This window comes from Evansella sp. AB-rgal1 (genome assembly GCF_041820985.1).
Taxonomy (GTDB): Bacteria; Bacillota; Bacilli; order Bacillales; family Salisediminibacteriaceae; genus Evansella.
Genome location: NZ_JBGUAU010000033.1, coordinates 1 through 26,661, shown reverse-complemented (window position 1 = coordinate 26,661; position 26,661 = coordinate 1). Strand labels below are relative to the sequence as shown.

At 39.3% G+C, this 26,661-nt stretch carries 20 protein-coding genes; 18 read left to right on the top strand and 2 right to left on the bottom strand.

Annotation, left to right across the window (positions count from 1 at the left end):
* The first annotated feature begins 22 nt into the window (after positions 1–22).
* The 7 genes from ACERII_RS21515 to ACERII_RS21485 all read left to right on the top strand — a co-directional run bounded on the left by ACERII_RS21515 (position 23) and on the right by ACERII_RS21485 (position 10,963).
* A complete protein-coding gene (locus ACERII_RS21515; RefSeq protein WP_373645031.1) occupies positions 23–1,165 on the top strand; it encodes an acyl-CoA dehydrogenase in 1,143 nt (380 codons plus the stop codon).
* Positions 1,166–1,550: 385 nt separating this feature from the next.
* The gene (locus ACERII_RS21510) at positions 1,551–2,183 is read left to right on the top strand and encodes a TetR/AcrR family transcriptional regulator (protein WP_373645030.1); all 633 of its coding nucleotides are present in this window, start codon (positions 1,551–1,553) and stop codon (positions 2,181–2,183) included.
* A 128-nt stretch (positions 2,184–2,311) separates the two neighbouring features.
* Complete coding sequence (icmF, locus tag ACERII_RS21505) at positions 2,312–5,578, top strand: fused isobutyryl-CoA mutase/GTPase IcmF (protein ID WP_373645029.1); 3,267 nt, start codon at positions 2,312–2,314, stop codon at positions 5,576–5,578.
* A 580-nt stretch (positions 5,579–6,158) separates the two neighbouring features.
* The gene (gene rpoE, locus ACERII_RS21500) at positions 6,159–6,665 is read left to right on the top strand and encodes a DNA-directed RNA polymerase subunit delta (RefSeq protein WP_373645028.1); all 507 of its coding nucleotides are present in this window, start codon (positions 6,159–6,161) and stop codon (positions 6,663–6,665) included.
* A gap of 329 nt (positions 6,666–6,994) precedes the next feature.
* On the top strand, positions 6,995–8,608 hold the full coding sequence (locus ACERII_RS21495; protein WP_373645027.1) for a CTP synthase: 1,614 nt from the start codon (positions 6,995–6,997) through the stop codon (positions 8,606–8,608).
* 176 nt (positions 8,609–8,784) lie between these two features.
* Complete coding sequence (locus ACERII_RS21490) at positions 8,785–9,576, top strand: alpha/beta fold hydrolase (RefSeq protein ID WP_373645026.1); 792 nt, start codon at positions 8,785–8,787, stop codon at positions 9,574–9,576.
* Between the two features lie 625 nt (positions 9,577–10,201).
* Positions 10,202–10,963, top strand: coding sequence for a hypothetical protein (locus ACERII_RS21485; RefSeq protein WP_373645025.1), 762 nt, complete (start codon positions 10,202–10,204; stop codon positions 10,961–10,963).
* A gap of 776 nt (positions 10,964–11,739) precedes the next feature.
* Here the strand turns inward: ACERII_RS21485 and ACERII_RS21480 are convergent.
* Positions 11,740–12,249, bottom strand: a complete 510-nt coding sequence (locus ACERII_RS21480; RefSeq protein ID WP_373645024.1) for a DUF2529 family protein — start codon at positions 12,247–12,249, stop codon at positions 11,740–11,742.
* Positions 12,250–12,462: 213 nt separating this feature from the next.
* Between ACERII_RS21480 and ACERII_RS21475 the strand changes: the two genes are divergently transcribed.
* The 9 genes from ACERII_RS21475 (at position 12,463) to ACERII_RS21435 (ending at position 23,257) form a co-directional block, all read left to right on the top strand.
* A complete protein-coding gene (locus ACERII_RS21475) occupies positions 12,463–12,975 on the top strand; it encodes an RNA polymerase sigma factor (protein ID WP_373645023.1) in 513 nt (170 codons plus the stop codon).
* On the top strand, positions 12,959–14,542 hold the full coding sequence (locus tag ACERII_RS21470) for a hypothetical protein (protein WP_373645022.1): 1,584 nt from the start codon (positions 12,959–12,961) through the stop codon (positions 14,540–14,542). Before ACERII_RS21475 ends, ACERII_RS21470 begins: the two co-directional genes overlap by 17 nt.
* 608 nt (positions 14,543–15,150) lie before the next feature.
* Positions 15,151–15,519 (top strand): response regulator, encoded by a 369-nt coding sequence (locus ACERII_RS21465; RefSeq protein WP_373645021.1) that lies wholly within the window; start codon positions 15,151–15,153, stop codon positions 15,517–15,519.
* Positions 15,520–15,785: 266 nt separating this feature from the next.
* Positions 15,786–16,649, top strand: a complete 864-nt coding sequence (locus ACERII_RS21460; protein ID WP_373645020.1) for a class II fructose-bisphosphate aldolase — start codon at positions 15,786–15,788, stop codon at positions 16,647–16,649.
* 226 nt (positions 16,650–16,875) lie between these two features.
* Positions 16,876–17,523, top strand: a complete 648-nt coding sequence (gene fsa / locus ACERII_RS21455) for a fructose-6-phosphate aldolase (protein WP_373645019.1) — start codon at positions 16,876–16,878, stop codon at positions 17,521–17,523.
* A 705-nt stretch (positions 17,524–18,228) separates the two neighbouring features.
* Complete coding sequence (locus ACERII_RS21450) at positions 18,229–19,515, top strand: UDP-N-acetylglucosamine 1-carboxyvinyltransferase (protein ID WP_373645018.1); 1,287 nt, start codon at positions 18,229–18,231, stop codon at positions 19,513–19,515.
* A 314-nt stretch (positions 19,516–19,829) separates the two neighbouring features.
* Positions 19,830–20,795, top strand: coding sequence for a class II fructose-bisphosphatase (gene glpX / locus ACERII_RS21445; protein WP_373645017.1), 966 nt, complete (start codon positions 19,830–19,832; stop codon positions 20,793–20,795).
* A 584-nt stretch (positions 20,796–21,379) separates the two neighbouring features.
* Positions 21,380–22,654 (top strand): transcription termination factor Rho, encoded by a 1,275-nt coding sequence (rho, locus tag ACERII_RS21440; RefSeq protein WP_373645016.1) that lies wholly within the window; start codon positions 21,380–21,382, stop codon positions 22,652–22,654.
* A 360-nt stretch (positions 22,655–23,014) separates the two neighbouring features.
* Positions 23,015–23,257 carry a type B 50S ribosomal protein L31 gene (locus ACERII_RS21435; RefSeq protein WP_373645015.1) on the top strand — a complete coding sequence of 81 codons (243 nt, stop codon included), beginning with the start codon at positions 23,015–23,017 and terminating at the stop codon, positions 23,255–23,257.
* Positions 23,258–23,789: 532 nt separating this feature from the next.
* Here ACERII_RS21435 and ACERII_RS21430 read toward each other — a convergent pair.
* Positions 23,790–24,722 carry an NERD domain-containing protein gene (locus ACERII_RS21430; RefSeq protein WP_373645014.1) on the bottom strand — a complete coding sequence of 311 codons (933 nt, stop codon included), beginning with the start codon at positions 24,720–24,722 and terminating at the stop codon, positions 23,790–23,792.
* Between the two features lie 477 nt (positions 24,723–25,199).
* Here ACERII_RS21430 and ACERII_RS21425 point away from each other — a divergent pair, with 477 nt between their 5' ends.
* On the top strand, positions 25,200–25,820 hold the full coding sequence (locus ACERII_RS21425; RefSeq protein ID WP_373645013.1) for a thymidine kinase: 621 nt from the start codon (positions 25,200–25,202) through the stop codon (positions 25,818–25,820).
* A gap of 185 nt (positions 25,821–26,005) precedes the next feature.
* A complete protein-coding gene (locus tag ACERII_RS21420) occupies positions 26,006–26,488 on the top strand; it encodes a hypothetical protein (protein WP_373645012.1) in 483 nt (160 codons plus the stop codon).
* Positions 26,489–26,661: the final 173 nt, after the last annotated feature.

Below are 26,661 nucleotides of genomic sequence, written 5' to 3'. Positions count from 1 at the left end.
ATAGTTGAATGGAGGGTTTGATATGTTTTTTTCATTAACTGATGAACAAGAAATGATAAGAAAAATGGTGAGAGACTTTGCGGAAAAGGAGGTAGGACCAACAGCTAGCGAGCGGGATGAAGCGGAGCGATTTGATCGTGAAATTTTTGATCAAATGGGAGAGCTCGGATTGACGGGAATTCCTTGGCCTGAAAAATATGGTGGGATTGGAGCCGATTATTTGAGTTATGTTATCGCAGTGGAAGAATTATCCCGCGTTGATGCCTCGATTGGGGTGACGTTATCTGCTCACATTTCCTTAGCGGGATGGCCTATTTATAAGTTTGGTACGGAGGAACAGAAGCTCAAATACTTAAAGCCTATGGCAGAAGGAAAGAAGATGGGTGCGTATGGATTAACAGAGTCTGGATCCGGTAGTGATGCTGCTGCCATGCGAACTACCGCTCGCCGTGAGGGAGATCATTATGTGTTGGATGGGGCGAAAATTTTTATCACTAATGCAGGGGAAGCGGAGATTTATGTTGTGTTTGCGCTGACGGATCCTGAGTCTAAACATAAAGGGTGTACAGCCTTTATCGTGGAAAAAGGGATGGACGGTTTTTCCATGGGGAAAAAAGAAAGTAAATTAGGCATCCGTTCGTCTCCAACTCTGGAAATTATCTTTGACGGAGTTCGTGTTCCTGTGGAGAACCGGTTAGGGGAAGAAGGGGAAGGCTTTAAAATCGCAATGATGACATTAGATGGTGGTCGGAACGGAATCGCTGCGCAAGCCGTTGGGATTGCTCAAGGTGCGTTGGATGCTGCCGTGGGTTATGCGAAGGAAAGAAAGCAATTTGGAAAGGCAATTGGCGCGCAGCAAGGAATAGCGTTTAAATTGGCTGATATGGCAACGAAGGTAGAGGCATCTCGTTTGTTAACGTATCAAGCAGCGTGGCGTGAAAGCGAAGGTTTGTCATATGGAAAAGAGTCTGCAATGTCCAAGCTTTTTGCTGGAGATTCAGCGATGGAAGTAACAACGGAAGCAGTGCAAGTGTTTGGAGGGTATGGTTATACAAAGGAATACCCTGTAGAGCGGTACATGAGGGACGCAAAGATCACCCAAATCTACGAAGGAACAAATGAGATTCAAAGATTGGTAATCTCCAAAATGTTGCTGAAAGATTGATTTGTTTGTTTTGTTTGGCGTAGCTGCTTTGATGTGGGGAATGGTTTGAAAAATACTGGTTCATGGAGCGCGAGCGTGGAGGAATTAGCTTAGTTAGAGTTCCATTCGAGACAAAATGATGCAAGAACCGAGTGAGGTTGTCTCGAATCACTGACTTTTAGAAAAGATTAATTTTACTGTAGGTTGATTTCCTATAATCGAACCCAGCCATCCTTAAAAAAGCACTTAGGTAATCAAGATTTTCCAAGATGTACCATTAGATACAAGGAGCAGGGGATAGCGCTATAATACAGCGCTTACTCCCAGCAACTACCTGCCACCAACCAATTACATAGATAATTCCGTTATTATTTTTAGAAATAACGAAGAAAGGGGGATAACCACATTGAAAAAGAAACAAGTGCCATCCATCGTAAAGGATCAGAAACTAGTAAATAAACGTAGGCAACAAATAGTGAAAGCAGCTGTGGAGCTCCTTCATGATAAGGGCTATCATGGCACGACAACGCGGGAAGTTGCGCAGGCTGCAGGGTTTAGTATCGGCACACTCTACGAGTATATAGGATCGAAGGAAGATATCTTGTACCTCGTATGTGATGCTGTGTACGACGAGGTCATGATGAAGTGGGAACGGCTGAAAGATGAGCAACTGCAAGGCTTGGACCGATTAAAGCAAGTTATAGATTCTTATATTCGAGTCGTAGATGATATGCAGAACGAAGTGCTCGTTATGTACCAAGAATCCAAGAGTTTAACGAAAGATGCGTTAAACTATGTGCTTGAAAAAGAGCTCAAGATGAAGACCATGTTTGAACAGGAGCTTAAAGCCTGTATAGATGCAGGGGTCATTTCTCTTCATGAGGAGGAGCTGTCACTTGCTAGTCATAACATTCTGGTGGCTGGACATATGTGGACGTTCCGACGCTGGGCAATTCAAAAAGACTACACTATTGAAGAATATTGTAACTATCAACTCACTCAATTACTTCGAGGATTTCGTGTGGTGGGAACTGTATAACTTTGTAGCAGTAATTAAAAAATTTGCTCAAAGCTCTGTGTAAGGTAACGCGTGAAACTGCACCAAATCAGTACCTTATACAAAAGGAGTAACTCATTTTTCCAACTAAAAGAAACGGGGGGAGAAGCATGGAGGAGAAGTACACACCGAAGCATGCCGTTCGTTTCGTTACGGCATCCAGTCTGTTTGATGGGCACGATGCATCAATTATTATTATGAGACGAATGCTTCAAGCAACGGGAGCGGAAGTGATTCATCTAGGACATAACCGTTCCGTTGATGAGATTGTGCAAGCTGCGATCCAGGAAGATGTGCAAGGGGTAGCCGTTTCCTCGTATCAAGGGGGGCATGTGGAGTATTTCAAATACTTATATGACCAGCTTCAAGAAAGAGGTGCAACTCACATTCAAATCTTCGGTGGGGGCGGAGGGGTGATTATCCCATCGGAAATCAAAGAGCTTCATGAGTATGGGATCCGTAAAATTTTTTCACCCGAAGATGGACGGAAGTATGGACTTCAAGGGATGATTAATGAAATGGTAGAAGCTTGTGATTTTCCGTTAGATGATATTTCAAACATAAAGAAGGAGAATCTGGAGAATCGGGAAATGGGAGCGGTAGCCCGGATGATAAGTGTTGCTGAGAAGCGTGCGTTTGATTCAAAGAGGCTATCACCAGAAGTTTCCACTTTTTTTGAAGAAGAAATTTCCAACGATGTTTTTCCAGAAAAAGAGGTGCCTGTTCTTGGGATTACGGGAACTGGTGGTGCTGGGAAGAGTTCGTTGACGGATGAGTTGGTTCGTCGGTATTTACGGGTGTTTCCGAAGAAAACGCTTGCGATTTTGTCGGTGGATCCTACGAAAAAGAAGACGGGTGGTGCGCTTTTAGGGGATCGGATTCGGATGAATGCGATTCATTCGCCGCGAGTGTTTATGCGGTCGTTGGCAACAAGGGATAGTCGGCAGGAGTTGTCGAGGGCGATTGTTGAGGCAATTGGTGTTGTGAAGCGGGCTGGGTATGATTTGGTGATTGTGGAGACGAGTGGGATTGGTCAGGGGGATGCGGCGATCACGGATGTGGCGGATGTATCCATGTATGTGATGACGAGTGAGTTTGGTGCACCGTCTCAGTTGGAAAAAATCGACATGATTGATTTTGCGGACGTAATTGCGATCAACAAATTTGAGCGGAAGGGTTCGGAGGATGCACTTCGTGAGGTTCGCAAGGCGTATCAGCGCAGTCACGGTTTGTTTGAGCAGAAACCGGAGAATATGCCGGTGTTTGGTACCATTGCTAGTCAGTTTAATGATCCTGGTACGAATCGTTTGTTTTATGAGTTGATGGGTGTGATGTGTAAGCGATTTGGTGCTGATTGGGAAACTGATTTTGGGAAAAATGAAGAGATTACGTTGAAGAAGGTGATTATCCCGGCGGAGCAGGTGCATTATCTCCGGGAGATTGCTCAGACAGTGAGACGATACCATGAGGAGACGGTGGAAGAGGTTCAGAGGGCGCGTCGGTTGTATCAAATTGAGGGTACACTGGAGGCCTTAAAAGAGTCTGGAGTAGAGTCCGTTGATCGTGGAGAGCTGTTGAGTTTGCGTGATTACTACCGGGATCAGTTGTCAGTCTCTTCCCAAAAGGTACTTGATGGTTGGGAGGAAAAGATGGAGGCGTATGCTGGGGAGAAGTTTGTGACGAAGATTCGTGACCGAGAAATAGTGACGGAGCTTCGTACGAAAAGCTTGTCTGGCTTGAATATTCCAAAGGTATCGTTGCCGAAGTTCGAGGATTATGGTGAGATATTGCGCTGGGTTCGCTCGGAGAATGTTCCGGGAGAGTTTCCTTATACGGCTGGGGTATTCCCGTTCAAGAGGAAGGGGGAGGATCCGAAGCGGCAGTTTGCTGGGGAAGGTGGACCTGCTCGGACGAATCGACGTTTTCATTATTTGTCCAAAGATGATGAGGCGAAACGATTGAGTACGGCGTTTGATTCGGTGACGTTGTATGGGGAAGACCCTGATTATCGCCCGGATATTTACGGGAAGGTAGGGGAAAGTGGTGTTAGCATCTGTACGCTAGATGATATGAGGGTGCTGTATGATGGGTTTGATTTGTGTGCGCCATCTACCTCTGTTTCGATGACTATTAATGGCCCAGCGCCAATTATTTTGGCGATGTTTATGAATACGGCGATCGATCAGCAGGTGGCGGCGTTCATACAACAAAATGGGCGCGATCCTGATGAGAGTGAACGGGAAAATATCAAGGCATATACATTGTCGACTGTTCGCGGAACCGTGCAGGCGGATATCTTGAAGGAAGATCAGGGGCAGAACACATGTATTTTTTCCACGGAGTTTGCTCTGCGGATGATGGGAGATATCCAGCAATATTTCATTGATCATCGTGTTCGAAATTATTATTCTGTTTCCATTAGTGGCTACCATATTGCTGAAGCGGGTGCGAACCCTATCAGTCAGCTTGCGTTTACGTTGGCAAACGGCTTCACATATGTGGAATATTATTTAAGTCGTGGGATGGATGTGGATGAGTTTGCGCCGAACCTTTCTTATTTCTTTAGTAACGGCCTAGATCCAGAATATACGGTGATCGGGCGTGTGGCTCGACGTATCTGGGCTGTTGCGATGCGGGAAAAATATGGTGCTAATGAGCGGAGCCAAAAGTTAAAGTATCATATTCAGACCTCTGGGCGTTCTTTGCATGCGATGGAGGTAGATTTCAATGATATCCGAACAACGTTGCAGGCGCTGCTCGCAATTTATGATAATTGTAATTCTCTTCATACAAATGCTTATGATGAAGCTGTTACTACTCCTACCGAGGAAAGTGTTCGTCGTGCCATGGCGATTCAAATGATTATCACGAAGGAAATGGGCTTAGCCAAAAATGAGAATCCATTCCAAGGGTCGTTTATTGTGGAGGAGCTAACGGATTTGGTGGAGGAAGCGGTTTTACAAGAGCTGGAACGGATGAATGATCGCGGTGGTGTTCTTGGAGCCATGGAGACGCAATATCAGCGCGGAAAAATTCAGGAGGAGTCTCTTTTATATGAAACGTTGAAGCATAATGGTACATTGCCGATCATTGGTGTGAACACGTACTTGAATCCTAAGCCTCCTTCTGAAGAGGAGTTTGAAATGGAGCTTGCTCGTGCAACGCAGGAAGAGAAGGAAGAACAGATTCTTCGAGTTCGTGCTTTTTGTGAGAAGCATGGCGAGGAGGGTGCTGATGCGTTGAATCGTTTAAAAGAAGTAGCGTTGTCTGGTGGTAATCTCTTTGAAGAATTGATGGAGACTGTAAAGGTAGCGAGTTTGGGGCAAATTACTGCAGCTTTATATGAAGTGGGCGGACAGTATAGACGGAATTTATAAAAGCTGGGTTGTGTACGGGCGGAGGTTCACCTTGGGGAGGGGCCTTTCGCTCTGTTTTTTTGATATAGGGGGGAGTGCACATAAAAATATCCGCACATAAAAGCCTCTGGATACGGAAAGTGCACATATATTTGAGCAACCCGCACATATAATCTAGAAAATCGCACATATAATCGCTCAACCCGCACATATAATTTAGAATTTCGCACATATATTCTCGCAACCCGCACATATAAGCTGATATTGTAACCATAAAGTAGAGCATTTTGGAGAATCACACAGAACGGTGTGAAGATCGCAGAAAAACACGAGAATTACATAGCTAACACTCCAGAATCTTACACTAAAAACATTTTTCAAAAAAACAATGATCAAATATTGGAATCTACTGGCATAATTATAGCAGATATGTTTATAATGAAAGGTATGAATTCATAGTAGTAGGAGCATCTTGTTCGATCATATAGTGAAAAATGAGGGTCCAAGATAGAAAACACAAAGTGCTACTAAGTAGTTTTGTTTGTTTAAGATTTGGACATCCTCTAGTTATGAAACTTTTCGTTGAAAGGAAGTGCCAGTTGTGAGCATCAAACAATACACTGAATCGCAACTAAAAGAAATGGCAATGCTTGAGGTTGCCTATGAACTTTTAAGCGAAACTAAAAATCCTGCAGAATACCACACACTACTTAAGCAAGTCGGAGAGGTGAAGGGTCTGTCAGAAGAAGTGTTGAAGAATCGTATTGCCCACCTATATACTGAAATGTCCGTAGATGGCCGTTTTGTAAATATTGGTGAAAATCGTTGGGGGCTTCGTTCTTGGTATCCATTTGATCAAACGGAAGAAGAACTTTCTCTAGCTAACAAGACTCGTAAGAAAAAGCGTAAAGATGAGGAAGAAGACGATGACTTCATTGATGATGATGTTGACGACTTTGATGAGTTTGAAGATCTAGAAGACGAGTTAGACGAGCTAGCAAGTGAAGAAGATGACGATTTTGACGACGACGATGAAGATATCGATGAAGAATTCGATGAGGACCTAGAAGAAGATGATGTTGAGAAAGATGACGAGGAAATACTATAATCTCTTCTTGACTTTTGTTTAAGATATAGCTAAAATCATTTTTGGGCTTCACAATTAAACACATTAAACTGAATTACATAAACATGTAAATTCATATATGTGTGGAATATGAATATTTATAACCAAAACAACAGTCCCCCCTTTTATTTGGGTTCGGTAACTGTTGTTTTTTTTATATTATCGTCAAAGTATGTTGGAAATGTGCATGAAAAGGTGTATTTATTTCCAATATACAAGAGAAGGTTCTTTATTTTTTGCGAGGAAAAAGATAGAAAAACAATTTTTCTAAGAAAAACAAAAATTATTATATAAAGTGAGGGGTACCAAACATGGCTACAAAGTACATTTTCGTTACTGGTGGGGTTGTATCATCCTTAGGTAAAGGGATAACAGCAGCATCATTAGGGCGTCTTTTGAAAAACAGAGGCTTAAAAGTAACAATTCAAAAATTTGATCCATATATAAACGTAGATCCTGGAACGATGAGCCCATATCAACATGGGGAAGTATTCGTAACAGATGATGGTGCAGAAACGGATCTTGATTTAGGACATTATGAGCGATTTATTGATATTAATCTAAGTAAATTTAGTAATATTACGACTGGGAAAGTATATTCCTCTGTTTTGAAAAAAGAGCGTCGTGGTGATTATTTAGGTGGAACTGTTCAGGTTATTCCTCATATTACGAATGAAATTAAGGAACGAGTTTTCCAAGCTGGAAAACAAGGGCATCCAGATGTAGTGATTACGGAAATTGGTGGAACAGTTGGGGATATCGAGAGTTTGCCATTCCTTGAGGCAATTCGCCAAATTAAAAGTGATGTAGGTGCAGGTAATGTAATGTACATTCATTGTACACTTATTCCTTATTTATCTGCTGCTGGAGAAATGAAGTCTAAGCCAACACAACATAGTGTAAAAGAGCTTCGTAGCCTAGGTATTCAACCTAATGTTATTGTTGTTCGTACAGAAAGACCAGTTCCAGAAGACATGAAAGACAAAATTGCGTTATTCTGTGATATTGAAAAAGAAGCAGTAATTGAAGCGAGAGACGCAGAAACATTATATGAAGTTCCTTTAGAATTACAAAAACAACATCTAGATGACTATGTATGTAAGCATTTAGGTTTAGATAATTGTCAAGAAGCTGATATGACGGAGTGGGTAGATCTTGTTCAGAAGGTGAAAAACTTATCTGGGAAAGTAAAAATCGCTCTTGTTGGTAAATATGTAGCACTACAAGATGCTTATTTATCTGTTGCAGAAGCAATGAGACATGCAGGATACCACTTCGATTCTGATATTGAAATTGATTGGGTCCATTCTGAAGATGTGACTCGTGAAAATGTCGCTGAAAAAATTGGTGATGCAGATGGTATTTTGATACCAGGTGGCTTCGGTGACCGTGGGATTGAAGGGAAAATTGCTGCCATTGAATATGCGCGTGTAAATAAAGTGCCTATGTTAGGGATTTGTCTAGGAATGCAATTAGCTTCCATTGAGTTTGCTCGTAATGTATTAAACCTAAAAGGAGCAAATTCTTCTGAGTTAAACCCAGAAACAAAGTACCCTATTATCGATTTATTACCTGAACAAAAAGATGTTGAGGACTTCGGTGGTACGCTTCGCCTTGGATTATATCCATGTAAGCTTGGAAAAGAGACAATTGCTTTTAAAGCATACGAAGAGGAAGTTGTCTATGAGCGTCACCGTCATCGTTATGAGTTCAATAATGAATACCGTGAACAAATGGAGAAAGCAGGTTTTATTTTCTCTGGGACAAGCCCTGATGGCCGCTTAGTGGAAATTATAGAGATTCAAGATCATCCATTCTTTGTTGCTTCTCAATTCCATCCAGAATTTGTATCACGGCCAACACGTCCACAACCATTATTCCGTGAATTTATTCGAGCGAGTATTGGGAATAAAAAGGAAAAATAAGTAATACTATCTATAAAACCCTCCTTCATATATAGAGAAGAGAGGGTTTTTTCGTAATTTTACATATTATTTTCTTTATTACAATAGGACCAAGTCTAGTAATTTGTTATAATAAAAAGTATGTATAGTAGTTTAACTATATTTTTTCCTAAAAAAAGATAAGCGAGGTAACTATCGTGTTACATTATCGACAATACATCCTAGAGACCCACAAACCCTGGGTTACACTCATTCATGGTGCTGGTGGGAACTCGAATACATGGTTTAAGCAAATAAAAGAATACAAGAAACATTTTAATGTACTTTTGATAGATTTGCGTGGACACGGAAAATCAGGGGATGCTACCTGGAAAAAAGGGGATTCTTTTGTTACCGTAGCAGATGAGGTAATCAAGGTATTGAATCACTTGGACATAAAGTCCACTCACTTTATTGGTATGTCTCTTGGTACGATTGTTGTCCAAACAATTGCTCAAAAGCACCCTCATCGAATCAGTTCTATGATATTAGGTGGAGCCGTTATTAGAATGAATTTTAGAACAAAAACGTTGATTTCTTTAGGAAACTTATGTAAGCATTTTATTCCTTACATGTGGCTTTATCGATTTTTTGCTTGGATCATTATGCCAAAGAGCAACCATTTAGAATCCCGGAATGCATTTGTCAGTCAGGCGAAAAAAATGTGTCAAAAGCAATTTATCAAATGGTTCACATTAACGAGAGCAATTAATCCTTTTTTAAAAAGGTTACAACGTGATTTTTATGGTATCCCTACGTTATTTGTCATGGGGGAAGAAGATTATTTGTTTTTACCATCCGTTGAAGAGCTGGTCAAAGAGAATAGTAATTTGGTGTTAGAGAGAATCGAGAATTCAGGACATGTTTGTAATATTGATAAACCAAATGAATTCAATGAAATAACAATTAAGTTTATTGAGAAATCACATTTGTCATCATATACAGCTTAAGCATAGGTAAATTGCTACCTGTGCTTTTTTTTGTTGTCTACCCTGAAAATACGCGTATTAAACTATATAGTAATTCTAACTTTGTTTGCTTGTATTCCACATTTGCTTCAGCCTGCTCGCTTTCCTAGGGGAGTTGCCGAGCTTTCTTGAGGAATTCCGCGTAAGTACTTGCCACGTCCTGTGGGCAACGGCGTCATGTCGCCATCCTGGCTCCGTTCTGTGGTGTCTCGCCTTTACTCTGCTTTCCACTGGAGTTCGTGGACCTTCGCTCATTGCATATATAGTTAACTGTACTAACTTATACTCATAACGTATTTTCATCCACCATGGTGTAAATTTCACTTGCATGGAGGATGATACTGGAAAGATGTAAATTTATCTTTACAGCGTATGAGTAAATAAATTTTGCTTGATGGGGAACAATTTCTATAATAATTGATACACTTTTTTTTCTAATCCCATAATTTTTCATATTTTTTTTTAGAGGTTGTAAGTACTGCTATAATAGGGAATTCGTTATTTTCATATAATTATCAATCTTTAGAATTTCAGTGAAATACTTAAATTATTCTTGTTGTATTGTTATAATGCTATAGGATTAAGAATCGAGAGGAGAAATTATAATATGAAAGTATTGAAAAAGACATTAGTTTTTAGTGCGTTATCTCTTATGCTTGTTGCTTGTGGCACAACGGAAGAAGAGAGTGTAAATACAGGTGGTCAAACGGAAGATGACCAAACAAATACAGAAGTGGCTGAAGAAGCAGGTTTATCTGTGACAATTCTTGATGCTACTGACGAAGAAATTAGTGTAGAAGTAAACGGCGAGGCGTTAACTTTCGGTGCGGAGCTTTATACAACTACTTTTGGTAAAGAAGTGAAGGTTGTTGAAGGTACTACTTTTGAATATACAGAAAGTAGACAACCAACTGCAGTAGCAGTATTTGAAGAAGGTAGCCTTTTAAGTGATGTTACTTTCATGATTGAACAGAACTTAAATCTTGAGGGTGATCAAATTAGAACTCGTGAAGTTGATGTGGAGCTTGAAATGGACTTACAAAGCAGTTCTTATGAAATTGCTAGCCATGTAAATGAGTTCAATATTCATGAAATAAATGACGAAACAGTTCCTTTCCAGTTTTACTTTGAAATCGCAGGAGATGCGAGCAAACCAGGTAACTGGTCTGAAGCTATCCGAGGTCAAGAATACAAGCAATATACGTTTGTAGAAGTAACGGAAGAAGGTCGTCATTTCGTACACGTACGTTTCCCAGCGAGTGTTGAGGAAGATGTTGTGGCTGTAGCATTAGCAATGGCTCTATCTTACAACACAGTTGAAGGAACAGACGTTGAAGAAGAAACAGACGAAGAAGATACGAACGAATAAGCAAATACCTCCCTTATATAGAAAAAACCCTTAGATTGTTGTTGGTCTAAGGGTTTTGTTTTTATTTAAAATGGTTTGGGAAATTAGTAAGAGGTTTTCCACTTCATGGTAGGTAATGTGAAATAGGTATAGATGTTGTTCGTGTAAGTATAGAAAGTTCTTAAGTAAAGAACAGTTTTTTGTGAAGTGCACATATATTTGTGAGATTCGCACATAAAAGTGGGAGATTCGCACATATATTGCTTGAATTCGCACATATAATCGCCGAACCCGCACATATATCGCGGAAACCCGCACATATATTTTTGATCCAACTTAAAAAAAGTAAAATTTGTTTTTTAAGGGAGTACAGTACTTGGTGAGGAAACATAGAAACAGGTATGAACCATGAATCTTCGTAAAAATCATGAAAAATCGTAAACTACGTACAAGGAGAGAGTGTATCTCCCCCTCCAGATTCGGAAAGTGCACATATATTTGCGCGATTCGCACATAAAAGTGGGAGATTCGCACATATATTGCTTGAATTCGCACATATAATCGCTCAACCCGCACATATATCGCGCAAACCCGCACATAAAACATGGAGAGCCGAGCATAAAACGTACATCACACACAGATACATGGTCATATTCACAAAAAAGTAAAAAGACCTTCACAGATTGAAGTGAACACACCTTAAACTCAGTGTAATTCACAAAATTTCATGTGAAAGTCGATAATCAAAATGTCAAACTACCGCAAACCATATAAAAACATACATAAAAATCCGAAAATCAATACCCGTGTTCTTCTAAGTACTCCATTGTTGTGAAGTATAGTAAGTAATAAATTCGTAGGCCCAGTAATAAGTGGGGGAAGCCTATTCGATTTCCATCTTCTGTAGGTACGAGTCCATCTTTTACCCCAGTGGAAAAGCATATCGCCCCAAAGCTACCTGATCTTCCCTCAGAATCAGAACTCACACTAATAATCTGAGCACTATTTTCCTCAGCCTTAGCTAAAACGTCCTCACCAGCTTTAGATAGCTTCTCTGGAAAGAAAACAAGCAAAGTATCCATATGGGAGAATTGCGTCTCTCTATGTGCTTCCTGAACGGTAGGTAGCTTGTCTGCTCCTTCTATTGCTTGGTGAACAATTCCTTTCATTTCTTTTTCTCCATATATCCAAAGCTGACCGTCGCTCACGATACTTTGCGCGATGATTCTAGCCGCATCTTCTAGTTCTTCTTCGTATTGGCCCAGTCCATCAATTAACCCTTGTAGCTGTGTGTTGAAAATTTTCATTGACTCAATTCCTCCGTTTGATAATGTGAAAGCATATAAACGCTCTGCGAAAATTACTTGTACCTTATTTTACAGCAGTTTCTTAGAATTCAAAAATGATGCGTCGTTAGTATTGAAACATAGTTAGAATTATTCCACGATTGTTTTTCAAAAAAAGCGTTACAAAAAAGAAACTAGTCACGTCTAAGTGTGTAAGAAGGGAGGCGGGAGACGTTGGAGGATTTTGATGAGCTTTATTTTACCTATAGTGATCGGATTTATTCATACATTTTATTGATGATTGGGGATAGGGAGATTGCGGAGGATTTGACGCAGGAGACGTTTGTGAAGGTGTATCGTAGTCGAGATCAGTTTGATGGGAAGTCGCAATTTTCTACCTGGCTTATTAGTGTTGCGAGAAATTGTACGATTGATTATTTGCGAAAACAACGTCCGGTTTACTTATGGCCGTTTGAAAAATTGTTGAAAGTATCTGCTCCTTTTTCTGTGGAAACCAAAGTGACCCAGAATGAGTCGGTTCAGGAGTTATATAAGCAAATTGGGAATCTGAAGCAGAGTTACAAAGAGGTTATTATTTTGCGTAAAATTCAGGAGCTTTCTATAAAGGAAACGTCGGAAGTGTTAGGTTGGTCGGAAGGGAAAGTGAAGATGATGACACTCAGGGCGATGGAGAAGCTCCGTGTGGAAATGAAAGGGGAGGTGGAAGTGAATGGGTCCATTAGATGATAGATTAAAGGAATTAAGGGTGTTGGAACGTGACGATGATGCAAAGATGAGATCGTTTCATCAAGCGAAGGCTAAGTTGTATGAACCAGAAACGAAGAAAGATACTTCTTTTGGAAAACTATTAGGGGTTCCCATTGCCCTTTTGTCTGCTGTCTTTATTGGTTTCTTATTGTCTTACCAATGGTTTGGGGATAATCTCGGAGGTCCAGCAATTGATGAGGAGAGAACGGAGCCTTTTGTTACTAGTTCGATTGATCATATATATATTGGATTCGGGGATTCCGTTGATGAGTTTGGTTTGCATGATGTAAATAATCCAGAATTAGATTATGTGATGATTGATGATCCTGAATTTTTAGAGAGGTTTGAAAATGATCTTAACGCTCCGAGAACCGTTGTTAAAAGAGATTTCATCCCTATGTTGGAAGTGGAGCTTGTTTTGGAAAATGGGGAAGAGGTTCCGTTATTTTTTTCAATAAGTAGAGAATCAGGAGTAGTGGAAACGCATGTGTATCAGTTTGATAATGGAATGATGTTTCAATATAAAGGAGACATGGTTACGGAGTTGAGGGAGTTTCTAATGGCTGAGGTTGATGAGAAAGAAGAGAAGAGTGTTACGGAGACGATATATTATTCCCTGGAGGCGGCATTGCAGGAGTTTCCGTATGACATTGTTACTCCAGGGGAGAGTCCATTGGGGCTTTTGGTTGACAGGGTTACTATTTATGCACACGGAAAAGATGCGTTTGCCTTACACATTCTTTATAAAGAGACTTCAAATGGGGATGATAAACTGATTTTTGGTGCGAATATTTCAGATGAAAATCACTCTGCTTTACCTTATGATGGTCAAGATTTACTTGATCGGAACGGTAGACAATTTAGCTTCCATAATTTTGGAGAGACAGCTGATCTTAATTGGGAAGATAATAATTTTAAATATATGCTAGCTTCCGTTTTAGCTGAAGGTGTAGATGTAGGACTAGAAGAACTGTTACATCTCACAGATGAAATGTATGGAATCAGCATCGACAATAATCATGAAGAAGAGCAATTTAAGGATAGTCCATTAGAAAAATACGCAGTATTTACTGAGTATGATTTGGGCTCTTACAATGATCGCATAGCAGAGGCCAGTGCATTTTATATGGGAGATGATGAAAACTATGTGCTCGGTTTTGGTCATCAAGCACATGCTGTGATTCGCTATCTGCTATATGAAGTGGATGAAGAAACGAATGAAGTAAGAGTTATTCGTCGGATAGTTGATAGTTACCAGGATCAAACGGAAGAGTTTGTAGAGGCAGAAGATTGGGATGGGCTTATTGATTTTTTACTTGAGTATGGCCAGGAATTAGATCAACTGTATTTTAAATACTCGGGAGACGTTGCGGAAGAAGAGATAGAGTTGGATGGAACGATTCATAACCTATATCCTGTGGAAGTTGGAGAGAACATCCACTATTTTAAAGAAGGTAAGGGTTTATGGATGAAGGTATATAATGATGAAATGACAATAGTAAGAGATGGGGGAGAGCATAAAGAGGCAATCCGTATAACAGACTAATTCGTTTATTATTTCTATTGAAAGAGATGGATAGTAAACACTATATAATAGTCCTAGTGTCCACCAATTGGTTGGACACTTTTTTGGGGCTACTGATTTTATAGGGGATATTTTATGGTTGCTGTATTACACTTTGTTTTAAAATAGTATTCCACGTCAGTGAAATGTGGCACCGTGGAGAGTTGACAATACGTTTTTGGATAGAACGGAGTAGGTTGAAGCGAATAGAATACAAACCCACTAAGTTAGGATTAGTAGATGACTTCATATCACCCATTCTCGATAAGGAACATTCTAAGGTAAGTTCCCTTTTGTCGACTAATTTTTACATAAATATGGTAAAATTGATACGTCATTTGGGTGACGAGAGATAGCAGTTCTTAATATATTGAACAAATAGTAATTTTTTTTTGCGACAAAAAAAACGATGAATAATGAAGACTTAATAGGTATTTTGACCTATAAAAGTACTAGAAGTTACTTTTTTTGACATAGTGAGACCGTTTATTTATTCTATCAGCTAGAGAAGGATTATTTACAAATTGAGCGAATTACTTTTAAATAAGTATATAAAAAGATGTCGTGAAAAATAGATAGGAGGGGAAAGCGTGAACAAGAAGCTTTTAATCGTGGATGATCAATTCGGGATAAGAGTATTATTAAACGAGGTTTTTGAAAAAGATGGATATAAAACTTTTCAAGCGTCAAATGGGAAACAAGCACTTAAGCTTGTGGAAGAAGAAAAGCCAGATTTGATCCTATTAGATATGAAAATTCCAGGGATGGACGGATTAGAAATATTAAGAGAAATAAAAAAAATGGGTGCAAAGTCAGATGTCATTATGATGACAGCTTACGGGGAACTAGAAATGATTAATGAAGCAATGCAATTAGGTGCACTTACTCACTTTGCTAAACCATTTGATATTGATGAAGTAAGAGAAGAAGTAAGGAATTATTTAACTACAAAAAGTTAACTACTTTTACATAAAACAAAGTTCTTTATATATTCACATGTATTTTACTATGTGTGTGTTATAATGTTTCTAGGTCAACCAGGTGAATGGTTTTGGCTGTGATCCATCAGGGCTCATGGCTTTTTTTCACGTAAAAAGTAGTACATAGAAAACGTTAAGGATAATTCGTTTTAATTAAGTAAATATTACTAATGTCGTTTTGTGTATTATCCATTCAGATTGGAAGACGAAAAAAAGTACGGAAATGTCAAAGGAGGATTATTAAAATGCCTTTAGTTTCAATGAAAGAAATGCTTGAAGAAGCAAAAGCAGGCGGGTATGCAGTAGGACAATTTAACTTGAATAACCTTGAGTTCACTCAAGCAATCCTACAAGCAGCAGAAGAAGAGCAATCACCAGTTATTCTCGGTGTATCTGAGGGTGCAGCGCGTTACATGGGTGGTTTCTTAACAGTAGTAAGTATCGTGGAAGCGTTAATGGCTGATTATGAAATTACAGTTCCTGTAGCGATCCATTTAGACCACGGATCTAGCTTCGAAAAATGTGTAGAAGCTATGTACGCTGGATTCACATCTGTAATGATTGATGGTTCTCATCATCCATTAGAAGAGAACATTGCGCTTACGAAAAAAGTGGTAGATGTTGCTCATACATTAGGAGTTTCTGTTGAGGCTGAATTAGGCCGTATTGGTGGACAAGAAGATGATCTAGTTGTAGATGATGCTGATGCAGCATATGCAATCCCATCTGAATGTGATCAATTAGTACGTGAAACTGGAGTAGACTGCTTCGCACCTGCTTTAGGATCAGTACACGGACCTTATAAAGGGGAGCCAAATCTTGGTTTTGACCGTATGGAGGAAGTTGGTAAGTTAACTGGTGTACCTCTAGTTCTTCACGGTGGAACTGGAATTCCAACTCACGATATCCAAAAAGCTATTTCTTTAGGAACAGCTAAAATTAACGTGAACACGGAAAACCAGATTGCTTCTGCAAGAGCTGTTCGTGAAACACTTGCTGCAAAGCCAAATGAATATGACCCACGTAAATATTTAGGACCTGCTCGTGACGCGATTAAAGAAACTGTAATCGGGAAAATGAGAGAATTTGGTTCTTCTAATAAAGCTTAATTAACTACTTAATTTATAATGGAAAGTTGACAGCACCTCTCCATAATGGTGTTGTCAACTTTCATTTTCGTCAATATTCGTCAAAATCTTCCGAATTTCGTAAGCGTTCACAAAGATAGACGATGCCTTGGCTTTATAATAATTCATCCTTAGACATGTTAGATAAATGTTTTACTATATACAAAAATTAGCCGATCTAAATAATTAATAAGAGGTGACTGATACGATGAAATTTTTTATTGATACTGCAAATCTTGAAGAAATAAAAGAAGCTCATTCACTCGGCATTCTTTCTGGTGTAACAACAAACCCGTCGCTTGTCGCAAAAGAAGGAGTGAACTTTCAAGAAAGATTAAAAGAGATTACGAGTGTAGTTACGGAAGGTTCGGTAAGTGCAGAAGTAATTGCATTAGATTCAGAAGGTATGATTGAAGAAGGAAAAGAGCTTGCTGCAATCGCACCGAATATAACAATTAAAGTACCAATGACAATGGAAGGTCTAAAGGCAGTAAAGTATTTTACTGATAACAATATTAAAACAAATGTAACACTCATTTTTTCCGCAAACCAAGCGTTATTAGCTGCTCGTGCAGGAGCAACATATGTGTCACCGTTTCTAGGGAGATTGGATGATATCGGTCATGATGGTCTAGAATTAATTTCTAAAATTAGAGAAATCTTTGATGTGCACGGGATTGATTCAGAGATTATTGCAGCATCCATTAGACATCCTCAGCATGTGACAGAATCAGCATTACAAGGAGCACATATTGCAACAATTCCGTTAAATGTTATTCAACAGCTTGTAAAACACCCATTAACAGATGCGGGAATCGAAAAATTCCTTCAGGATTGGGAAAAATCAAATAAGTAAATGATGCAAAGTGTCTCAAATGACTACTCAAAGTTGTTTGAGTCACTTTCTATTTGATTATGGGAGATTCGAAGTGTTGAATTAGCGTCGTTTTTCATAAAAGTTGTTAAAACTATATAGTTTAAAACCACTTACTAACCCGTATTTTCAGTAGACTTCCATGCATGTGAAATTTACACCATGGTCGATGAAAATACGATATGAGCATAAGTTAGTACATTTAACTATATATTCAATGAGCGAATGCCCAATAAACTCCAGTGGGAAGCAGAGTAGAGGCGAGACATCGCAGCGACGAAGTCGTTAGAAGGTTCGGCAACTCCCCACAGGAAAGGGAGTGGGCAGTAGCGATGGAATACAATCCAACAAAGTTAGTTTTATCAGGGGAGACCTCATAATAAAGTATTTTGTAGAAATATTGCAAATCAAGTCGCACCTTTCTATTCTAACTAAAAATTGTTAAAATAGACACGTACTATTATTTTCTTGAATTCATGTCTAAAATAATTTTTCTCCGTATAAAATGGTAGATAGATACAGTATTTATGTTACCATTTTATAGAGAGAAAAATGTAAGCCGAAATAACCTGAAAAACTAGTACAACAATTAGGAATTAATCATAAGTAAACAGTAAACATATGTCGGGGTTAGTTAGTGTTTTAGAGAGAAACGTCAAACAAGAATTGACAGAAGGGAAGCGGGTTATGGAAAAACTATTGATCGAAGGCGGCCATCTATTAGAAGGAACAGTACAAATTAGTGGTGCTAAAAATAGTGCTGTAGCACTCATACCAGCAGCGATTTTAGCTGATTCACCAGTAACGATCGATAATCTCCCAGACATTTCTGATGTAGAAACATTAGCCGAGCTATTAGAAGAAATTGGTGGGCAAACACAATTAACGGATGACACACTTGTAATTTATCCAGAAAAGATGTTTGCTATGCCTCTTCCAAATGGTCGGGTAAAAAAATTGCGTGCATCCTACTATATGATGGGTGCTATGCTCGGGAAGTTTAAAAAAGCGGTTATTGGCCTTCCAGGTGGATGTAATCTCGGACCACGTCCCATTGATCAGCATATAAAGGGATTCGAAGCTCTTGGAGCAAAAGTGACAAATGAACATGGTGCAATTTATTTGCAAGCAGACGAGCTTGTAGGAGCAAGAATTTATTTAGATGTAGTGAGTGTTGGAGCTACTATAAATATTATGCTTGCAGCAGTTCGTGCAAAAGGTCGTACGGTTATCGAAAATGCAGCTAAGGAACCTGAGATTATTGATGTAGCAACACTCCTTTCGAATATGGGAGCAAAAATCAAAGGTGCAGGAACGAACGTTATTCGAATCGACGGTGTGGATGAACTCCATGGATGTAGACATTCTATTATCCCAGATCGCATTGAAGCAGGAACATACATGATTCTAGCTGCAGCAATGGGGAAATCAGTACTAATTGATAATGTTATCCCAGATCACGTAGAATCCTTAAGTGCGAAGCTTAGAGAAATGGGAGTTATGGTAGAAGAAGCAGATGACCAAATTTTTATTAAGAGTCAACCAAATTTAAAGCCTGTCGATGTGAAAACATTAGTGTATCCTGGTTTTCCAACCGACTTACAACAACCATTTACAAGTTTTCTAACAAAAGTAGAAGGTTCTAGTATGGTTACAGATACAATCTATAGTGCTCGTTATAAGCACATTGACGAGTTACGCAGAATGGGGGCCAACATTAAAGTGGAAGGTCGTTCCGCATTAATTAATGGTGGCATAAGATTGCAGGGAGCGAAAGTACGAGCAAGTGATTTACGAGCCGGTGCTGCGTTAGTGGTAGCAGGTTTAATGGCAGAAGGTGTAACGGAAATTACCGGCGTAGAGCATATCGATCGAGGGTACGGTGGGCTTGAGGAAAAATTAAAAGGCTTAGGTGCAAAAATCTGGCGCGAAGCCTTAAATGAAAAAGAGCTAGAGGAAATAAAAAACTCGTAACATTTTCAGTTATAGAATACATGTAAATTATTCAAAGCAGAGAAGCTTTCATACATAGAATTATTAGGAAGCTTTTTTGCTCCTTTTTCCTATAAGTTTTAAAAATCCTCTTCCTATTGTCTAAATGCGAAAGCTACAGAGAAAAATTAGAAAGATTTAGAGATAAGAGAGAAAGAAACAGCCTCTCATAACAAGCCACCTAAAGCTAGTTTTTTTGAGACAAGTTTAGAAACTGGTTTATTAGTTGGGAAATTGATAGCACTTCCAATGGAGTGGGTACATAGCAAAATAAATGATAAGGTGAGGGGAAGCACATGGAGAGAAGTTTATCGATGGAATTGGTACGAGTTACGGAAGCAGCGGCATTAGCATCAGCGCGCTGGATGGGACTAGGAAATAAGGATGCAGCAGATAAGGCTGCAACAGAAGCAATGCGAGATGTTTTTGACACTGTTCCAATGAAAGGTACCGTTGTAATTGGTGAAGGGGAAATGGACGAGGCTCCAATGCTTTATATTGGTGAAAAACTAGGAAATGGCTATGGACCGCGAGTTGATGTCGCAGTAGACCCACTTGAAGGTACAAACATCGTTGCAAATGGAGAGTGGAACGCATTAGCAGTTATTGCCATTGCAGATAATGGCAACCTCCTGCATGCACCAGATATGTATATGGAAAAAATTGCTGTTGGACCAGAATCTGTTGGTTTGATTGATATTGATGCTCCTATTATTGATAATCTAAGAGCAGTAGCAAAAGCAAGGAACAAAGATATTGATGACCTTGTAGTCGCAATCTTAAAAAGAGAACGTCATCAACGACATATTGAGGAAATTAGAAAAGCAGGAGCTAGAATAAAGCTTATGCAAGATGGTGATGTGGCTGCTGCAATCAACACAGCTTTTGAGGATACGGGAGTGGACATGCTCCTAGGCTCAGGTGGTGCCCCTGAAGGTGTTCTAGCCGCTGTGGCACTAAAATGTTTAGGTGGAGAGCTTCAAGGGAAACTATTACCTCAAACAGAGGAAGAGCTTGCTCGATGCAAAAAAATGGGTGTTGAGGATATCCACCGAGTATTGCGCATGGAAGATTTAGTGCGTGGTGATGATGCAATTTTTGCCGCTACAGGAGTGACAGATGGAGAGCTTCTTAAAGGGGTACGTTATAAAGGAACAACAGGTACAACTCAATCTGTCGTAATGAGAGCGAAATCTGGAACAGTTCGATTCATCGATGGAAAACATGTGTTGACGAAAAAACCTGATCTAGTAATTCGTTAAGGTGAATTTTAGGAATAAGAGAACGCTGAGAAAGGAATTTTTCCTTTTTCAGTTGTTTCTGTCGATATCCCCACACTTGTTTTTATCAAGAAGGTTTTAAGGATAACAATCATATTATTCAATTCTTCCTCTTGCTCAAAAGTGAATATTATGCTTTTATTATAATGTAATGAAAAAGTGTCTATTATTGAAGATAGTGATATACTTAAGTAGAATAGAAATAATTTACGTTTGCCACGATTGTAAAGAAACACACTTCATTTTTTACCCGAAGAAAACTCTAAAGTTACTTCTGGAAAAAGTAGGTATCTTCTATGCTCCAATGCCACTATACCTACTTACCTAAGGAATCCAGTGTATTACATGCATGGCAGAAATAGTTTCATTACCTCAAGTTACTTCTGAAAGCTTCAATTCTCCAAACCCTTACTATAATAAGTAATTTAATAAACTAGCAACTAGTATCCTTTTATTTCTCTATTACTTTTTAAAATGGACTTTACTGATGCTAATTCAAGACGGTAGAAGAAGTAATGAACAGGAAAAGATTTGTATTAATAATATAAAAAAGGTGTGATTTACGTATGGGTGTAACCCTGAAAGAATTAGAGCAAATGAAGCTCAAAGAATTATATGAAATGGCTCGAGAAGTAAAAGTTTCTTACTATAGCCAACTAACCAAAAAAGAACTTATTTTTGCAATCATGAAAAAGCAAGCGGAGCAAGAAGAGTTAATGTTTATGGAAGGTATTTTAGAGATCGTTCCAAATGAAGGCTTCGGTTTCCTTCGCTCAAATACGTACAAGCCTAGCTCTCAAGACATTTACATTTCTGCATCCCAAATTCGTCGTTTTGAGTTACGAAACGGAGATACTGTTACTGGGAAAGTAAGAAAACCAAAAGAAAATGAACGTTATTACGGACTTCTTCAAGTAGCAGCTGTAAATGGACAAGACCCAGAGCTAGCAAGAGAACGTCCGCATTTTCCACAGCTAACTCCACTTTATCCTGATAAAAAAATGACATTAGAATATGATCCGAAAAAAGTCGCTTCCCGAGTTATCGATATGGTGGCACCTATCGGGTTTGGTCAACGTGGATTAATTGTTGCTCCTCCAAAAGCAGGGAAAACATTGTTACTTCAGGAAGTTGCGAATAGTATTGCGGAAAACCATCCTGATATTGAGTTAATGGTATTGTTAATTGACGAGCGTCCAGAGGAAGTAACGGATATGGAGCGTTCCATCAAGGGGGAAGTAGTGAGTTCCACATTTGATGAGGTTCCAGAAAACCACATTAAAGTAGCAGAGCTTGTTCTAGACCGTGCAATGCGTTTAGTTGAAGCGAAAAAAGACGTTGTTATCTTAATGGATTCTATCACTCGTCTTGCTCGTGCGTATAACTTAGTAATTCCACCAAGTGGTCGTACATTGTCTGGTGGTATCGATCCTGCCAGCTTCCACCGTCCAAAACGTTTCTTCGGTGCTGCGCGTAATATAGAAGAAGGTGGAAGTTTAACGATTTTAGCGACGGCTCTTGTAGAAACAGGCTCTCGTATGGATGACGTTATCTACGAGGAATTCAAAGGAACAGGGAACATGGAGATTCACCTTGACCGCAAGCTTTCCGAGCGTCGTATATTCCCTGCTATCGACATTCGTCGTTCAAGTACTCGTCGAGAAGAATTACTATTACCAAAGGAACAAATCGAAAACCTATGGGCAATTCGCCGTACAATGAACGACCAGCCTGAGTTTTTAGAACGCTTCTTGAAAAAAGTGCGTGATACGAAAACAAATATCGAGTTTTTCGATTCCTTTGATAAGGAAAAAACAGGGAAGCTTCGGGTGAAGAATTAGTTTTAAGTGATTTTTATTGATGAAAAGCTATAGGTTGTCCGATATTTAATGATACGCATTGAATTGATTCATAAATATTGTGGAGAAGATGAGGTTTGACTTTATAAGAAAATCACTTTGGTAATTATTACCTAGAATACACCGCAACGCTACCATATAGCCTATGCGATTATATATGTAGTAACAGTCTTCCTAATTGTTTTCGAAAAATCGTATCATGTTTTAACCAAGGTGTTTAGAATGATGTTGCAAATTGCTGTGACAGTTGATATAATTTCACAGTATGCATAAGTTGATGTGAATTGCACATCAATACAGAACTCTGTTTCGAAAGACTCAGGGCGGAAGGAGTTGAAAAGAATGAAACCAGAAATCCATCCAAATTACCGTAAAGTGGTATTCAAGGATACAAGCACAGGTTTTATGTTCTTAAGCGGATCTACTAAGTACTCCAGTGAGACTGTTGAGTTTGAAGGAAATACTTACCCATTATTGAACGTTGAGGTAAGCTCTGATTCTCACCCATTCTACACTGGACGCCAAAAGTTTGCCGATGCAGGTGGACGTGTGGATCGTTTCAGAAAAAAATACAACATCAAATAAGATCTTGTATTTGTTTGATTTACGATTTACGGCCTAGAGTGCCGAAACAGGTAAGAAACTGCGATTGCAGTTTCTTACCTGTTTTTTTGTGGGGCTTCGGGGGAGGGGTGAGTAGGTTAACTCAAGAGCCGTATTGGTTACCTTCGTGAGGGAGAACCGGGAGTGAAAGTAACCAAAGGGTCGTATTGGTTACCTTCATGGGGGAGAACCAGGAGTGAAAGTAACCAAAGAGGTATATTGGTTACCTTCATGGGGGAGAACCGGGAGTGAAAGTAACCAAAGGGCTGTATTGGTTACCTTCATGGGGGAGAACCAGGAGTGAAAGTAACCAAAGGGCCGTATTGGTTACCTTCGCGAGCATGAACCAGGAGTGAAAGTAACCAAAGGGCCGTATTGGTTACCTTCGCGAGCATGAAGCAGGAGTGAAAGTAACCAAAGGGCCGTATTGGTTACCTTCGCGAGCTTGAACCGGGAGTGAAAGTAACCAAAGGGGTGTATTGGTTACCTTCTTCATAAAATTATGTCAATCTCATTATTTATCTTTCTTAATATAATATGAGTTTTTTCCATACCCAACCATTTGATAATTCTCACATAAGATTCTGCGAATTACCTTATCAGATCCAACATTGCCCCCACACCAATCTAAAATAGCATTTGTTTTAATTTGCATACTTGGAAATAAGAGTTGAAATTCCTCTACACTACGTAAGATAGCCGAATCAATTTTTTCCAATGAACGACAGTTATTACATTTCATGTACGAGCGGTTAATCTGAAGCATAAACGAACTACAACAACCACACAAAATCCCCTTCTTCAACCCATCGTAGGAATACTGTGGGGATCGCTCATAAGGAGAATCAACGGTGTGGAGTGATGAGAGTAACTGCGCAGCTGCGATGTTTTTCGGGTTCCTTTCCGGAGTAATGGTCTTCATTTTTTCAAAAAAACGGTTTACTTGGGTTGGTAAAACAATTGGGTGATGAACGGGAACTTGGTATAGGGTAAACTCAGGATTAATAAAGAGGAGATGAGACTTTACTGTAAACTTTAATCGGTGTTGATACAGCAACTGCCGAAGTGAGGACTCGCACCTGTTCAGCTGCAATAAGGGATCTTTCATTTCCCGTTTCGAACCAACATGACGCCAAACACCATTTTCATCAATAAAATAATCACCTTCAAAGTTTTTCACATCGACAATATTCATTGTTGTTCCAGAAACTAATAGGGAGTCAATTTGAAAAGAACTCTTGCCTAACTTCAATAACAAATCATTCAAAACAAGCCAACGGTCATTTAACTGTGTAGCAACCATCTGATCAAATTGGCACTCTCCTTCAAAACCTTTAACAGAATTCAAAAAAGCTTGTCTTTCCTCTTCACTCAACGTCATTCTAGCATTCAAGGAAGTCATAAGGCGTAACTCAGGGGTCATAATACGAGGTTTAAAAAATTCCAAAAAATATCACCAGCTTTCCACATAGTTAACTTAATAATATGTGAAACTTCGAGCATGTACAAGAACAAAATTGCCAACCTTCAGAAAATATTTTTTTTACTCCGCCACCCCTTGTCATTGACACGTTTCCGCAATTCTTGAGAAAGAATATAGAAAATGTCCATTGTTCGAAATGGCTAACATGACTATAATAGAGAGAGGAAAAAAACCGTTCATCTAGCAAATGGCTGAACGGTTCCTTTCTTTTATAGTGCTTTGAAAAAATAAGGTCTTATTGCCAAAAGCACTTGGTGGAGATTCCTAATACTTTTTAAATACGTCGTTTCCAAAAATAAGTCCAATACATATAAAAAATGCATGGACACCATCAAAACCACATCAATGCAAACTTAAATAAACGTTTAATTAAATAAATCCAAAAAGGAAAAGTAGCAACACTACCTTTTTCCAAAAAAGATAAATAGGGAGAGTCGCAATATGCATTTAACTAGGAGAGAAGGATGGCTTGAAGTAGTTTGTGGAAGTATGTTTTCAGGGAAATCAGAGGAACTAATTCGCAGAGTTCGACGTGCATACTACGGCCGACAAAAAGTACAAGTCTTCAAACCGAAAATCGATAACCGATACAGCGAAAAAGAAGTAGTATCACATAACGGGAACAAAGTATTCGCACTACCAATCGAAGACGCGTCGATGATCCTTGAACTATTAGAAACAGACACACAAGTAGTGGCAATCGACGAAGTACAATTCTTCGACCACGATGTAGTCGACGTGGTACAAGAACTAGCTGACCAAGGGATCCGCGTCATCGTAGCAGGACTAGACCAGGATTTCCGCGGAGAACCATTCGGCGACGTACCACAACTAATGGCTCTAGCGGAATCGGTAACAAAGCTACAAGCAATCTGCTTATCATGCGGCTCTCCAGCAAGCCGAACACAACGACTAATCAACGGCGAACCAGCATCCTACGACGATCCAATCATCCTCGTAGGCGCATCAGAATCCTACGAGCCACGCTGCCGCCACTGTCACGAAGTACCAGGCAAGCCAACCCTAACAAAAGTAAAAGCAACTGCCCATAACCTTTCTTGATTGGGAAAACAAAGTTGGTAATTCATTCATCATACTACTAATTCAAAGTTGAGCGCCTTGCTCAACTTTTTCTTTATGTCCGGAACAACGACCAATGAAAGCCTCAAAACCCTTCAAAAAACATCATTTTTCCTTATGTATTTCAAAGAAGTATTTAGGAAATGATACCTTTAGGAGGTGTTTTCATGAAAAAATACATTGGATTAAGTATGTTACTCCTGTTACTCATGGGAACAGCGTGTAATGATTTAGATACTCCAGAGGTTCAGGGGTTGAATACAAATACAACAAATAATGAAGTAGAGAAAGATTGGGCGGAAAGCTTATTTGGGCCAGGTCCTGCAAACTATGGAGCGGCTCGGGATAGAAGAGAGCCTAGTGATCCCATAACAGAGAGTAATTATACAGGGAAAAGTTATCGTGACCCAGTACATGAACATCCAACAGAAGGGCAAGACCAGGATCGAATTGAGAACGTCATTTACGACATGCCTGGCGTAACTCCAGGAATGGTTATCATCATGGGAAGTCATGCATGGGTGAATGTAACGTTTGAGGACAGAATTAATGGTAATGTTCAAGAAGACCAGGTTCGCGAAATTGAGGAAAAATTAAGAGAAGCAATGCCACGTTATAATTACGAAATCATTGTTAACAACTATAGCTAAAAGAAAAACCGCCTCTAATTATGCTATCGGTGAAGGCCATACTGGAAAAGTTCGCATTTCAAGTTTTTCAGTTGCCTCCATACGTGGTTGCATATTTGGCGGTTTTTATTATGACTCTTACTAAGAGAAGTATCATTTTTGCTAACCTCTTTTTTAAAAATAGCAAAAAGAAA

Bases quoted from the DNA above. Each gene is read 5' to 3' on its own strand.
- ACERII_RS21470 (WP_373645022.1), top strand. From the start codon at position 12,959: ATGGGTCCATTAGATGATAGATTAAAGGAATTAAGGGTGTTGGAACGT.
- ACERII_RS21435 (WP_373645015.1), top strand. From the start codon at position 23,015: ATGAAACCAGAAATCCATCCAAATTACCGTAAAGTGGTATTCAAGGAT.
- ACERII_RS21485 (WP_373645025.1), top strand. From the start codon at position 10,202: ATGAAAGTATTGAAAAAGACATTAGTTTTTAGTGCGTTATCTCTTATG.
- ACERII_RS21460 (WP_373645020.1), top strand. From the start codon at position 15,786: ATGCCTTTAGTTTCAATGAAAGAAATGCTTGAAGAAGCAAAAGCAGGC.
- icmF (WP_373645029.1), top strand. From the start codon at position 2,312: ATGGAGGAGAAGTACACACCGAAGCATGCCGTTCGTTTCGTTACGGCA.
- rho (WP_373645016.1), top strand. From the start codon at position 21,380: ATGGGTGTAACCCTGAAAGAATTAGAGCAAATGAAGCTCAAAGAATTA.
- glpX (WP_373645017.1), top strand. From the start codon at position 19,830: ATGGAGAGAAGTTTATCGATGGAATTGGTACGAGTTACGGAAGCAGCG.
- ACERII_RS21480 (WP_373645024.1), bottom strand. From the start codon at position 12,249: ATGAAAATTTTCAACACACAGCTACAAGGGTTAATTGATGGACTGGGC.
- ACERII_RS21420 (WP_373645012.1), top strand. From the start codon at position 26,006: ATGAAAAAATACATTGGATTAAGTATGTTACTCCTGTTACTCATGGGA.
- ACERII_RS21425 (WP_373645013.1), top strand. From the start codon at position 25,200: ATGCATTTAACTAGGAGAGAAGGATGGCTTGAAGTAGTTTGTGGAAGT.
- ACERII_RS21495 (WP_373645027.1), top strand. From the start codon at position 6,995: ATGGCTACAAAGTACATTTTCGTTACTGGTGGGGTTGTATCATCCTTA.
- ACERII_RS21450 (WP_373645018.1), top strand. From the start codon at position 18,229: ATGGAAAAACTATTGATCGAAGGCGGCCATCTATTAGAAGGAACAGTA.
- ACERII_RS21515 (WP_373645031.1), top strand. From the start codon at position 23: ATGTTTTTTTCATTAACTGATGAACAAGAAATGATAAGAAAAATGGTG.
- fsa (WP_373645019.1), top strand. From the start codon at position 16,876: ATGAAATTTTTTATTGATACTGCAAATCTTGAAGAAATAAAAGAAGCT.